This window comes from Rhodococcus sp. 5A-K4 (genome assembly GCF_046097995.1).
GTDB lineage: Bacteria > Actinomycetota > Actinomycetes > Mycobacteriales > Mycobacteriaceae > Rhodococcus_F > Rhodococcus_F erythropolis.
The window spans coordinates 88,143-99,970 of the sequence record NZ_JBJURM010000019.1; the positions used below are offsets into that span (position 1 = coordinate 88,143).

The window sequence follows — 11,828 nt, forward strand, 5'->3', positions numbered from 1 at the left end:
TCAGATGTGACGACCAGTAACCCTTACCAATTATTTACCTACTGTGTGGTTTTTGTTTATTGAAAACGGGTCAACTCGGGCGTTGGCTCCGTTACAGTTCGGCGGCAAACGTCAATCAGGTTGTTCCGAGAGGACATCATGTCAAAACGCCTACTGAATGCTGCGCTCCTTACCGGTCTCCTTGCCGGTGGAACCGCTGTGGCCGTGATTCCGGCGACCGCGGCGCCCGTTGCAGAAACCACGTCGACAACGTTTCAGGTCACGTGCCGCGCAGTTCCGAGTGCGTTCTCCGGTCCTTCGTCAGACGGAAAGCCTGCTACGGTGCGAGTTTCGGCTCCTTCGGTCGTGGCGCCAGGTCAAGTCTTCGACATCGAGGTGGATCCGGGTAGCGTCCAGATCCCGAACGATGTGAGCGGCGCAAGTGTCAAGAAGATTTCGCGTCTGAAGATCGATCTGCCGATTCCGACCAACGCGGAGTTCGTTTCGGCGACGGTCACCGATCCGGGCAATGTTGTTGCCGGGAAACCTGCTTCGGTGATTCGTGTCAACGAAGACGGCACTCCCGCAGCGGACGGTCCGATACTCCGGTTGTCCGGCGCAAACGAAGCGATCGGCAACAGTCCGTCATCGTCGTCGGGTGCGCACGGCGGGCTTGCGATCAACGCTCAGTCCGGAGCCGAGACCAACATCGTCTTTCCGAAGATCAGAATCACCGTAAAGGCCGGGCCGTCCGGCGCAGTCGAAACCAATGTCCGGACTTCGGGTGCTGCAGGTACTTTCGGCGGGCCGGAGTCGTTTTTGACCTTCCTCCCTCAGGTAAGTCACTGGCTCGCGGGAACCATCTGGGCGCCCACATCCTGTTCTCCTCGCGACGGTGAGACGGGTCCCCTCAACGCCGGTGCCGGCGCATTGGCCTCCACGAAAATCGACGGAGACCTCGGACCTGTTGATCCCGAGCCTGGAGCAGACATCGTGACGACGCTCGAAGGGCCGACGACAGCCGCTACCGGCACCAAGGTGTCTTTTGCTTCTCACGTCGATCCGGAAAACGCAACGGGAACAGTACAGTTCATGGTCGACGGCAAGCCCGTCGGTGACCCGCGGCCGGTGGTTCGCGGTATTGCCCGCCTGGATCTGACCTTCGGTAAGGCGGGTACCAAGTCCGTGACCGCAGTCTTCACAGCTACCGGCGACGAGGCGAAGTACACGTCGGCGGCACACATGCTCACGGTGACCGGGGATTCAACAGGCCCGGTCGATCCCGACCCGACCGATCCGGGCACTCCGGGTGGTCTCGGCAGCCTCGAGTCCGTTCTGCCGCAGCTGCCCACAGGTTCGCTCGGTGGCAAGTGATCACGGTCCTAATTCACCGAACACTCGATGACCGAGTCTTTTTGAAAGGCAACATATGAACTCCCGTTCTCTGGCTGTTTGCGCAGTCGTACCAGCTGTTGCGGCCGGACTCCTCGCTGTGTCCGCTCCGGCAGCAGCGGCTTCCGATACCGTGACTCGAACAGTTTCCTTCGAACACAAGTGCCGGGTCGACGGCGCCACCGATTGGGATTCGTCGTTCTCCGACAACCTGGAGGTCACGGCGCCCACGTCCGTGCGTCCCGGCGAACAGTTCACAGTGAAACTGCATCCGGGCACCATGCGTAGTTCGGATTCGGACACCGGTCGTATCAAGTACGACATCGCACTACCGCAAGGGGCAACCCTGGTTTCGTACTCCCTCGTCGGTGATTCGTCGTCCAACTTGACCGGCGAGACTGCGGTGCTGCTCCGGGTGGGCGCAGACGGAAACGCGAACCCGGCGGGTGAGTACCTGCGAATTACCGGTACCGGCAACAAGACAGTCAACGACGGTCCGAGCGCGAACGACAACAAGCCAAAGGAAGGGCTGCAAGTCAAGGCCAACACGGACTTTCGTTTACCGGCAGTCGAATTGAAACTCGAAGCTCGGTCCGACGAGGGAAATGCGACGACGCACCTGCGCGCCGGGGCGACGAGCCCGAGTATCAAGATCAAAGACACGAGCATGAGTTTCGGTGAGTCCCGGTGGGTCAATGCCGCTGGGTATTGTGTTGCTTCGGGCGAGGGACGCAGCGCCCTCTCGACTACCGAGGTATTCGCGACCAACCAGACCGAGACGACGGTCGCTGTCGCACTGGAGGCACTGACGGGCGAAGACGTCAAGATTGCGGCGAGTATCGACCCGAACCCGGGTGAGGGCACGGTCGAGTTCTTCGACGGCGATACGAAGATCGGTAGCGCCACAGTCGATTCCAATGGCCATGCAGAACTGGTCTGGCCGTTCCGCGACCAGGGCGAGCATCGCATCACCGCAAAGTTCTTGGGTACCAAGAAGTTCAGTTCTTCGGAATCTGCGGACAAGACCGTGACCGTCACCGTGCCCGGCGTCATCGTCGTCGAGCCGGTGGATCCGACGGAACCGGAAACTCCTGGTGGAACCGGAAGCCTCGGGGACATCTTCTCGAAGCTGCCGACGGGCTCACTTGGAGGCTGAGTCACCCAAACGGCAGGGGAGCGTCGACGTTTCGGCTCGAATACGGTTGTGTGATCGAATACTGGAATGACAGGTTCGAATCATGCCGAGAGCCGCAACGCCAGCGTTCCCTATTTTTCTCAATGGGAGTCTCCGTCACGGAAATCGGGCCAGAACTACAAAAGGTAGCTCACCAAAACTCGTGCCCTTTTACTACCGTTAGTTGAAGAACTGCGCGAACCGCGGGTTCTTACATCAACAAGCCTTCGAACTCGCCGCTGCGGTTCAGGTATGAACAAGGTAGGGAAAATGCGCAAGGTTAGTTTGCTCGCGTCCGCTGCAGCAGTAGCTGTCGGTGTGGCAATGATCGGGACGTCTGCGGCCTCAGCAGCGCCGGGAACGATTCCCGGTCATGGGCTGTTCGACGTGCCGTGGGAGGTGTTGCCGGGAACCTACACGACGTCTGGGCCCGTATCAGCTGATATGCCGTGCATATACGGTCGGGCAAAAGTCGACGGCGACGGTGAATTGAATGTCCTCGAGTTCGAAAGCACCCTCGAACCGGCGACAGTCACCATTCTCTTGACGGATTCTCGCTTCACCACCGCGTATTGCGCTGATTGGAAGAGAGTGTCGTCAGTCGGATCGTTGGATCTCGGATCGCTTTTCGGGTCCTAGACGTCTCCACTCTATGTCGAGATGGACCTCTGGACGTGACCACGGCCCTCTGCCATCTCGATTGAACGCTCGGCTCGCGGATGCGCTCGTTCGTCTCGAGTTTTCGACCACTCGTCGCATGAGTCCATGACCAGGGACTTTAGCCCTCAGTAATTACCTACCAATCGGTATATTCTGCGAAGGTACGGACTTCGTGAACCGATGTGAGTTGGCTCCGGGGGACGTGCCGGCCTCGCAGGACCGCCCGCAAAGTCAGCCCGGTGAGGCCACCAGAGTTCGCGCATTTCGACAGATTGCCGCTGGGTCCGTCCGCTACGAGGGGAGCGGACGGACCTGACAGCACGAGAGAGTGCCATGCCCGAACGTGGTCAAAGCAGAGTGGACGCGGGGATCATTGCCGTCGTCGCAGTCATAACCGGTGTGTTCGTCGCACTGACCGGCCACGGTCTGGTTGCAGCGCTGGCCACCGTGTTGGGCCTCGCGCTCGGGATGGCGATTGTGCGGTATCTGATCAAAGGTCGCTGATCAGAGTCCTCTGATCAAATGTCGCTGATCAGAGCCCTCTGATCAAATGTCGCTGATCACCGCAAGAGTTCAGCAGGTCGCGAGAATGTCTGCGATGGTGTCGTGTTCGGCTTGGGTAACCCACAAACCGTATGCCGCTTTTACTTCCACTTGAGCAGTCACGTACTGGCAGCGGTATGCCTTGTTGGGTGGCAGCCACGACGCCGCGTCGGAATCCGACTTCTTCTGGTTGGTGGGCCCGTCGACAGCGCGTAGGTTTCGAGGGTCGTTGGCCAGATTGGTTCGCGTTTGCGTGTCGAGCTGCTGCGCGCCCTTCTGCCAGGCGTCCGAGAGTGCGACAACATGGTCGATCTGGACTGCAGAAGACGTGTCCTGGCCGCGGGTGAAGGCGATGGTCTTGTTCGTGTACGGGTCACGGAGCGTACCGGTTTGGACCGAGCAGCTTTTGGAGCCGTCTTTGAATGTCAGGTCGGTGAGGTCACGCCGCAGGATGTCGTTTCGGGTATCGCAGCCGTTGTGGCCGAACTCGACGGTGACGTCGTCGGTCCAGGCGGTACCGAACAGTGCGCGGTCGTATCCGGTCTTGGGTGCGCGTCCCTTGATGGGGATCTGTGCCAGCAGTTCAATTGCGGCGGACGAGGGAGCCGAAGTTCCGGCCGTAACCGTCGTCGTGACGCCGGATCCGATTCCCGAACCGAGAGAAGATGTTTCGGGTGCGTCGGCGTTGGAACTGGCGCAACCTCCCAGCACGATCACGGCAGCAATGCCGATGGTGACGCCGGTGATGCCGCGCCTGTGATGTGCCGTGCGTGCCATGTGTGAGAGTCCATTTCTGCGAGAGATGAACTACAAGTATGTCATTCACGACATTTCGGGCTGAACCGGCACTGTCTGTCAGTCCGGTCGAAGTAGCCATCGCGTCACCGGAACCGACACGAGAACTCGCGGACCTTCACGAGTTTCGTCTGCGGCATCCCAGCCGTCGTACTTCTCGCCGAAAAGTCTCAGGAGACCGCCGAACTCGCCGACATCGTGATGAATTGTCCCGAACCCCTGTGCGACCCATGGGTCGCGAGAGGATCCGTCGACTGCCAACGAGACCCGAGGATCGTCCAGCAGGTTCCGAACCTTCCGATTCTGCTCGGCGCTCGGTATCCAGAATGTGTTCTGACGCAGTAAGAACCAAACCGGAGTCGTGTGCGGCGAGCCGTCGCTTCGAAGGGTGGTCAACCACCCGCAAGGAGTATCCGCGATAGTCACTGTCTCAGTATCGGTGCCGGCGCGACGTTCACCAATCGACGATGCGGAACGAACAATGCCCGGTCCTCGCCGTTGGCGAGGACCGGGCATTGCCGGGAAGGGGGGTGGAAGCGTCAGATCTCGATCTTGGGTGTCTGTTCGCCCAGCTTGTGGCGGGCCAGTGCCAGGTTCGCACGCGCGCGGTCCAAAACCAGGTACACGAACAGCGTTGACAGTCCGGGCGTCTCGAGGACACGAATGAGGTGGTACTGGTTACTCAGGGTGATCAGAATGTCTTCGAGGGTGTCGGTAATCCCCAAGTTACTCATCGTGCGGAGCTTTGCTCGCACAACCTCGGAGTTTCCGGCGCCGGCGTACTCGAGGCTGAATGACGGGTTGCCGCTCATACCGAGAACCATCCCGCTGTCGGCGTCGACTACGGCTGCACCGCTGGCACCGTCGATGCGCATCAATTCGCCGAGGATCTTGTCGATGTTGCTCATTGCTTCTCCTTGGTAGGGCAGAGTCGCGCGGGGCGACTCCAGGTGATGCTTCGGTGATGAAGTCATCGGTACATTTCGAGGTGGAATCGTTGGTTGCGGTGTCGGGAGTGGGCTGGGCGGCAACTGTTCAGCTTGTGAGATTTGTGGGCTCGTTCCGTTCGGTGCAGATGAGCGGCCACTCGACGACTCGAATTCGTCGATGCGGTCTGCGGGCAGCCAGCCGTCCCCGGGGGGTGCGCTGAGCGGCCATCTCGTATCCGTCTCGAAGTCCGGCACCGGCGTCTGAAGTTGCGGATACACCGGCGCGGTAAGCGGCCGCTTGTACGGAACCGGCTGACCGCCCGCGTCGGAGACGTTCGCGAACCAGGCGGCATACCCGGGGTCGCTGCGATCGAGGTTCTGCCCGCGATCGTCGTCTTCCTCCCGGGAGCCTCGTCGACGAAAAAGTCCCACTCGTTCCAGCCCCTTAAAGACGAACTATTTCCGATCAGAGCGTTCCGGATGAACGCGGCAGACCGGACAATCCCACCCATAGTTACTTTGCAGTTAAGTCACCGTAGCATGGGTTCGCAGACGGGGCATATGGTCCAATCCTGTAGGCGGGCCGACGAGGCAGTCGGATTCGACAGGCTGCCCGGACGATTCTCGCCGGTCGACGATGCCGGTCCGTTCGAGCGCCAGACGCCCTCTGGCATCCTTGAAGGATGAAGAAAACGATCACCGGGTTCATCGGTGCCTGCTCGCTGGTGGCGCTGGTTGCCTGCGGTTCTGACGGAGACAAGCCGACCGAGGTCGGAACACTCACTTCCTCCGCTTCGGCGACCACCACTGCGTCACCGACGACGTCATCCGAGGCTCCGGCGACATCGTCGGAATCGACTACCGAGGCACCGTCGGTCGACTCGAGCGTCCCGGCTGAGGTCCCGTCGGACCCGAATGTGAGTTCGGCACTGCCACGGACCTACGCGCAGGCGTGCTCCGACGTTCTCCGGTACCTCGACGCATACCAGCCGGCAATTGACGAGTCGGGCGAGGAAATGGGTATGACGCGTGAATCATTGGCAAACGACATGCTGACCTCCATCCAGGCTTATCCCGAGTGGTCGAGCTTGTCTGCCGACGAGCAGGCTGAGGTCACTCGCGGATTCGCCGCAGCGACCGCGGGAAGTTGCTGACCTACTTTCAGAACAACGATTCCTGAATCGCCACGCCAGGGGACTCGAACTCGCCGACGGTGATGGTTCGACCGACCAGTCCGGACACATCCGCGACGAAGCGTGGCGATTCAGGATCGGGGTCGATCCGCAGCGAGGCGATCGAACCGGCAAGGCCCTCCAAGTACAAGGAATGTTCCCCGGACTCGAAAGTGTGCGGATACGCGATCAACGGTGCCGCATCGAAGACAACGTCGGCGCACGCCGGCGCCGTCCATTCTTCGGGAGCCTCCAGGATCTCGATTCCGTCGATGTCCGATCCGATGTCATTCAGCTCGTCTTTCATCGACGATACGAAGTGGTGCAACGACTTTCGCAGTTTCTCGCGATCCAAGGGTCCTGACAGCGCTTCGATCTTCCGAGACGTACGTATGGCCTGGCTCAAGTGGAAGTGCTCCGAAACTCGGGCTTCGAGGGAACGAATGCTGTAACCGTCCGTCGACCGCGCTACGAACAATGCGCAGACCGCTCCCTGTTCGGCGACTCGCGGATGCTTGCGGAACTCGGCCGCCGTCCCCACCTTCATCTGACCGCCGGCGAAGATGTCGATGTAGAGCCATTGTGGTTGCGTGAGATAGGTGCGCACGTTCGGATGAATGTGCGCGCCGCTGACATGTGCCTGATGAACGGTGGTGAATCCCTCACGATTTCGGCATCGATCGCACTGGCGCCCGGTAACGACCGTGGCCCCGCGGTCACACGGCGAGTGTCCCGGACCTTCGGCGGTGAGATCTCGCCACCCGAGGCAACGGCGGCCCTTCGCCTCGTCGACGGAGAATCGCAGAACCGAGTCGTGAGTGTAGAAGGTCGTAGCGGAAGTGGTGTCGTCGACGCATCGGATCCGCGGTGCTGTCGGGTTCGACCATTCGATTCCGCGAACGAGCAGGGTCATTGAAGTGTCGATTCCTTCTGTAGTTCACAGGTCGACACCCATGCTAGTCAGTGCAGATGCGGTTCAGTGCAGTGGTTGCGCCCCACGTTGTCCGAGCATCAGTGTCATCAGCCCGGATTCCTGACTCTGGGAATTGATCATGTCGCGGGCCGACTGTTTCACCGGTCCGCGCTCGAGCAGAGCATCGGCGGCCTGCGCCATAGCGATCCCGCCACGGTGGTGACGTTCCATCAGTTGCAGGAACATAACCTCGGCGTCGAACCCGCGAGCGCTACTCAGTTTCTCGAGTTCTTCGGTCGTAGCCATACCCGGCATGGAGGCGGCCTCGGTGTCCAGCGTTGCCGGGTGATGATGAGAGTCGCCAGCGCCGCTCGGTGACGCCTCCATCCACGCCATCGGCGTTCTACTGTTCGGCGGGACACCGGCCAACCGCAGCCAGCCGAGCATGACACCGATTTCCGTTCTCTGAACATCGTCGATCTGCTGGGCCAGTCTCGTAACCGCCGGGTCCACATCGGGGCTCAGACGCGCGAGAATGAAGAGGGCCTGTTGATGGTGGGCCGCCATGTCATGCACGAATCCGATTTCGGTTTCGCTCAGAACAGCTGTCTGCGTGTGGTTCTCGGGTGCGAACAGCGGACGTAATGCTGCGCCGAGTACGAGCAGCATCAGTGCCGCAGCCACGAGTGCGACGGCTTTGACCGATCGCGGCGCCGTCATGATCCCACGGTCGTCTTCTGGTCAGCGGGTGGTGTGTAGACACCGTTTTCGAGTTGCATGGCAACAAAGCCGTTGTCGGCGCACGTCGCCCACAACGTGGTACCGCGCCATTCGGGTGGGGAGAAGCACCAATCGGTCGAGATGTCGCCGAGAGCGAGCATGCCCGATCGCGAACTCAGCGCTTGGCCGGGGTCGAACTGGCCTTGCGCGATCGACTGCGCGATTGCCGGCGTGCTGAGAATGGGTACCCCGATGAGCGAGGCGAGAGCGTGCGGCGAGTTGGCGAGTTCGAGATTGTCGCCGGTCCGAGCGGGTGGGTTGAAGTACGCAATTTCGTGGACGTCGAAGGGATCTCGAACATCGAAGACCCGAATCCCGCTCGAGATCCATCCGCATGCCAGCGCCGTCGGGTCGGCCGGGCGATCGGCCGAACAGTAGTGAGATTCGTACGCGAACAGCGATCCGCCGGCAGCAGACGCCAGCGCAGCATCTTGATTCTCCGGCAGATTGATCTCGAGCTTCACCGAATTGACGACCGCAGGTTCGTCGTCATTGGAGACGTCGATCAATTTGACTCCGCCGGAACCACCTTCGTCGACGGTGAACAGGTACGGCGAACCGTCGTAGGTGACCGGAATGCTGTGTTGGGTGGCCCAACCGTCGGTCCACGAGAGCTGGGACAGTTGGCGCACCCGAGGATTCGGGACGCGGCGCTGAACCTCACTGATGTCGAGAACATGTATTCCGCCGAGATTGTTCGACAAGTACATGCGATTTCCGTCTGGAGTGATTCCGAAGCCGTGGGTCGACAACCCGATGAGGTCCTGCCAGACGACGCGCGGGTTGGCGGGATCGGTGAGATCGACGGCGCTCACCACGCCGGGAGCGGTGCCGGAAGACCAGTAGGTGTTCCCGTCCGGTGAAAATCCACCCTCGTGATTGGTGATCGGCAGCGGCATCCCCAGATCGGTTCCTGGTCCTGGGTTGAGCAGTTTCGGGTGCGCGCAATCGGAGATGTCGTAGACCGACATCAGGCCGACGCCGGTCAAGAGCGGAACGCCCGTGCCCACCAGCAGCTTTCGCGCGGTGTTGACCTTGAGACTCTCCCACGTTCCGGCCAGCATCGCAGGTTCGGTCAGCGTGGCGGTGAGAGCAGGATTGGCAGGATCCGACACGTCGAGAACTTGCACGCCCTGCGCGGGGCCCAGGAGGTTCCCGGGGAAGAAGCTGCCGATGTACGAGCAGTGTTCGAAGTTGGTGGACGTGATCCCGCCGCCGCGACCCGAGTAACCGCCGATCTGAGACATGTTGCAGCTGTACCCGTCTCGGCTGCGTCCGCTGTTTCGGTCCTCGGCCGGAACATCACCCTGCAACCCGGTCTCGGGCATCGAGCCCGGGCCGCATTCGGCGCGGCTTGCAGCGTTGGAAGCGACACCCGGGTTCTCGTGGATCGAGCCCGGGGCAGTGGCGGGCTCAGCAGAAGCGACGCACACGGGAAGGACGGTGATCAAGGTGACGAGCGCGATGGCAGATCTGGTTCTGATGGTCGTGAACGATTTCATCGAGTCCAACTCCCGGTGCGGGATTGCCTTTCGTATCTCACGGGCAGACGTATCTCACGGGCAGACGTATCTCACGGACAGGCAGCACGGAGGGCAGGCGCGCGTTCGAGCGCTCACGACGATCGGGTCGGGGTGTGAACCGGTGTCGGGCCGCAACCAACCGGACAATGCTGTCCGGTTGGTATCGTAGTGTGCGTGACATCGTCTGGCCGCGTCAATAGCGGATCTCTCAACAGAGGGCCGAGAGATGCGGCGCGCAATCGTGCTGCACTCATTGCAGCAGCTCGCGAGGTGTTCGCCACCCAGGGATTTGCTGCTCCGCTCAGCCTGATCGCCCGCACGGCCGGCGTCGGCCAGGGCAGCCTCTACCGGCACTTTCCCACTCGTGAAAGTCTCGCACTCGCGGTGTTCGACGAGAACATCGTCGAGCTGCACGATCTGGCGGCTGATCCGGATTCGACTCTCGACGATCTTTTTCGTTTGTTGGTCGACCAGATCACTACCTCCATCGTGTTCGTGGAGGTCATCAAGCCGGTCTCCTTCGGCGACTCGCGACTGAATTCGGCTGGCGCCCGTTTGACCGTTCTCCTCGAAGGGCGCCTCGACGAGGCGCGTCGAACTGGGAAGATACGAGAGTCCGTGACTGCTGAGGACGTGATCCTGGCGATCGCCATGTTCGCCGCGATCATGGAACGGACTGCCGAGAGCTCGCGGAAAGAAGTCGCGCACTCGGCCTGGAACCTTCTTGTGCAGGGACTGGCCGGGCCGGCAGCGGCGGGCTGAGTCGCGTTCGCCTCGCGTCTCGAGGTGATCGCCTAGGCTCGTGGCATGGCTATTGTCTGGACAGTTCCTCGCGCTATCGGCTCCACCCTGCTCGTTGCTCCGTTGATCAAGGAGTTCCTTGTCGAGGGTGACGGCACCCTCGATGCAAAACTGACTGCGGTCGGTACGGTCTCTGCATCTCTCGAGAAGCAAGTCGGCCGCACGTTCACCTCGATCAGCGCTGCTTCGGCGGCAATCTTTTCCGGTGCTGCCGGTTCCACCAGCGTGCCCGACGCACTCCGTCTGGCCGTGATGCGCACTCTGTCCACCGAGGTCGTCGTCAGGAAGCCGGCTCCGCAGCCGTTCACCGAAAAGGTTGGGAAGAGATTGGGGCAGTACGTCTTTGCCCTGCGTGACCCGCGCAACGATCAGGTGTTCCATGTCGGGCACGGCACGGGAAATCAAGTGTTCGCGCCGGTATTCGAAGCGCTCGGTGAACTTGCGAATCTCGAAGGAGCGGACGGCCCAGCCGAGTCGANTGCTGCTGTGACAGCAGCCAAGATCGCCCGCATCCGTGAAATCTACGACGCGGGTTCGGCGGTGGAGCACTTCGTTCTTCTCCGCTCGGTCGCTGCCGCCACGGATTCGGCCGCCACTACCGACGAGGTCGTCCGCGGCATCGTGGAAGCCTTGCGAATCACCGACGCGGGCGAGGGCCTGACCAACCTCGCGGGCGATACATCGGACAAGGACGCCCGTGCGACCCGCGTCGAGGAACTCGCATTGCGCTACTCGGCCGATCCCGCGCCGGAACTCCCGACGCCGAGCATCGTCCTCCACGTGCCGGCCTCCGCTCGTCCGGGAGCAACGCCGGAAGAGATCTACGAACTCGCGCGCGCCGAGTGGTCTGCCGGTGCAGCTGTTCGTGCCGAGATCGGAATCCCCGTTCTGGTGTTTGCCGACAGCATCATTCGTGGTGCATTCCGCGCTCAGTCATGGGAGGTGTCCACTCGCAATGCCGACGGAAGCCAACTGTGGCGGTTCAACGGAACCGTCGACGACGAGCTCGCTGCCAAGTACGTCGGAACCGAGGTGACCCCGCACAACGTCGGCCTGAAGAAGTGGCCCGTCAGCGGTTGGGTCACGAGGTTGACTACCGCTCGTCCGGGGGCGGTTTTGCCGGGACCTCGTAAGTCCAAGTAACGCAACAACTTCAGGTAGAAGACA

The 11,828-nt window shown here is 61.3% G+C and carries 12 protein-coding genes and 1 pseudogene; 7 read left to right on the plus strand and 6 right to left on the minus strand.

Annotated elements, in window-relative coordinates; translation table 11 throughout:
- Window positions 1-138 precede the first annotated feature (138 nt).
- The 4 genes from ACKAMS_RS22995 to ACKAMS_RS23010 all read left to right on the plus strand — a co-directional run bounded on the left by ACKAMS_RS22995 (window position 139) and on the right by ACKAMS_RS23010 (window position 3,709).
- On the plus strand, window positions 139-1,353 hold the full coding sequence (locus ACKAMS_RS22995) for an Ig-like domain-containing protein (protein ID WP_020968624.1): 1,215 nt from the start codon (window positions 139-141) through the stop codon (window positions 1,351-1,353).
- Between the two features lie 55 nt (window positions 1,354-1,408).
- A complete protein-coding gene (locus ACKAMS_RS23000) occupies window positions 1,409-2,527 on the plus strand; it encodes an Ig-like domain-containing protein (RefSeq protein ID WP_047889148.1) in 1,119 nt (372 codons plus the stop codon).
- A gap of 288 nt (window positions 2,528-2,815) precedes the next feature.
- Complete coding sequence (locus tag ACKAMS_RS23005) at window positions 2,816-3,184, plus strand: hypothetical protein (RefSeq protein ID WP_029537646.1); 369 nt, start codon at window positions 2,816-2,818, stop codon at window positions 3,182-3,184.
- 354 nt (window positions 3,185-3,538) lie between these two features.
- Complete coding sequence (locus ACKAMS_RS23010) at window positions 3,539-3,709, plus strand: hypothetical protein (protein ID WP_020906453.1); 171 nt, start codon at window positions 3,539-3,541, stop codon at window positions 3,707-3,709.
- Window positions 3,710-3,781: 72 nt separating this feature from the next.
- Here the strand turns inward: ACKAMS_RS23010 and ACKAMS_RS23015 are convergent.
- The 3 genes and pseudogenes from ACKAMS_RS23015 to ACKAMS_RS23025 form a co-directional block, all read right to left on the minus strand.
- Window positions 3,782-4,525, minus strand: a pseudogene (locus ACKAMS_RS23015) (HNH endonuclease family protein); the annotation flags it as partial.
- Window positions 4,526-4,603: 78 nt separating this feature from the next.
- Window positions 4,604-4,969, minus strand: a complete 366-nt coding sequence (locus ACKAMS_RS23020; protein WP_279219660.1) for a pyridoxamine 5'-phosphate oxidase family protein — start codon at window positions 4,967-4,969, stop codon at window positions 4,604-4,606.
- Window positions 4,970-5,082: 113 nt separating this feature from the next.
- Entirely contained in the window at window positions 5,083-5,451 is a 369-nt protein-coding gene (locus ACKAMS_RS23025; protein ID WP_020906454.1) for a hypothetical protein, read from the minus strand.
- Between the two features lie 704 nt (window positions 5,452-6,155).
- On the opposite strand from ACKAMS_RS23025, the gene ACKAMS_RS23030 reads away from it, so the two are divergent.
- Window positions 6,156-6,626, plus strand: coding sequence for a hypothetical protein (locus ACKAMS_RS23030; protein WP_029254609.1), 471 nt, complete (start codon window positions 6,156-6,158; stop codon window positions 6,624-6,626).
- Window positions 6,627-6,633: 7 nt separating this feature from the next.
- Here ACKAMS_RS23030 and ACKAMS_RS23035 read toward each other — a convergent pair whose 3' ends face one another.
- The 3 genes from ACKAMS_RS23035 to ACKAMS_RS23045 all read right to left on the minus strand — a co-directional run bounded on the left by ACKAMS_RS23035 (window position 6,634) and on the right by ACKAMS_RS23045 (window position 9,839).
- Entirely contained in the window at window positions 6,634-7,557 is a 924-nt protein-coding gene (locus ACKAMS_RS23035; RefSeq protein WP_029254610.1) for a DUF2797 domain-containing protein, read from the minus strand.
- Window positions 7,558-7,620: 63 nt separating this feature from the next.
- The gene (locus ACKAMS_RS23040; RefSeq protein ID WP_069147077.1) at window positions 7,621-8,277 is read right to left on the minus strand and encodes a DUF305 domain-containing protein; all 657 of its coding nucleotides are present in this window, start codon (window positions 8,275-8,277) and stop codon (window positions 7,621-7,623) included.
- Entirely contained in the window at window positions 8,274-9,839 is a 1,566-nt protein-coding gene (locus ACKAMS_RS23045; protein ID WP_408989586.1) for an LVIVD repeat-containing protein, read from the minus strand. Before ACKAMS_RS23045 ends, ACKAMS_RS23040 begins: the two co-directional genes overlap by 4 nt.
- Before the next feature lie 195 nt (window positions 9,840-10,034).
- On the opposite strand from ACKAMS_RS23045, the gene ACKAMS_RS23050 reads away from it, so the two are divergent.
- A complete protein-coding gene (locus tag ACKAMS_RS23050; RefSeq protein WP_408989587.1) occupies window positions 10,035-10,622 on the plus strand; it encodes a TetR family transcriptional regulator in 588 nt (195 codons plus the stop codon).
- Window positions 10,623-10,667: 45 nt separating this feature from the next.
- Entirely contained in the window at window positions 10,668-11,804 is a 1,137-nt protein-coding gene (locus ACKAMS_RS23055; protein ID WP_408989588.1) for a GIY-YIG nuclease family protein, read from the plus strand.
- Window positions 11,805-11,828: the final 24 nt, after the last annotated feature.

Coding starts and splice junctions, on each gene's coding strand:
- ACKAMS_RS22995 (WP_020968624.1), top strand. CDS start 139: ATGTCAAAACGCCTACTGAATGCTGCGCTCCTTACCGGTCTCCTTGCC.
- ACKAMS_RS23025 (WP_020906454.1), bottom strand. CDS start 5,451: ATGAGCAACATCGACAAGATCCTCGGCGAATTGATGCGCATCGACGGT.
- ACKAMS_RS23045 (WP_408989586.1), bottom strand. CDS start 9,839: ATGAAATCGTTCACGACCATCAGAACCAGATCTGCCATCGCGCTCGTC.
- ACKAMS_RS23040 (WP_069147077.1), bottom strand. CDS start 8,277: ATGACGGCGCCGCGATCGGTCAAAGCCGTCGCACTCGTGGCTGCGGCA.
- ACKAMS_RS23010 (WP_020906453.1), top strand. CDS start 3,539: ATGCCCGAACGTGGTCAAAGCAGAGTGGACGCGGGGATCATTGCCGTC.
- ACKAMS_RS23030 (WP_029254609.1), top strand. CDS start 6,156: ATGAAGAAAACGATCACCGGGTTCATCGGTGCCTGCTCGCTGGTGGCG.
- ACKAMS_RS23005 (WP_029537646.1), top strand. CDS start 2,816: ATGCGCAAGGTTAGTTTGCTCGCGTCCGCTGCAGCAGTAGCTGTCGGT.
- ACKAMS_RS23000 (WP_047889148.1), top strand. CDS start 1,409: ATGAACTCCCGTTCTCTGGCTGTTTGCGCAGTCGTACCAGCTGTTGCG.
- ACKAMS_RS23035 (WP_029254610.1), bottom strand. CDS start 7,557: ATGACCCTGCTCGTTCGCGGAATCGAATGGTCGAACCCGACAGCACCG.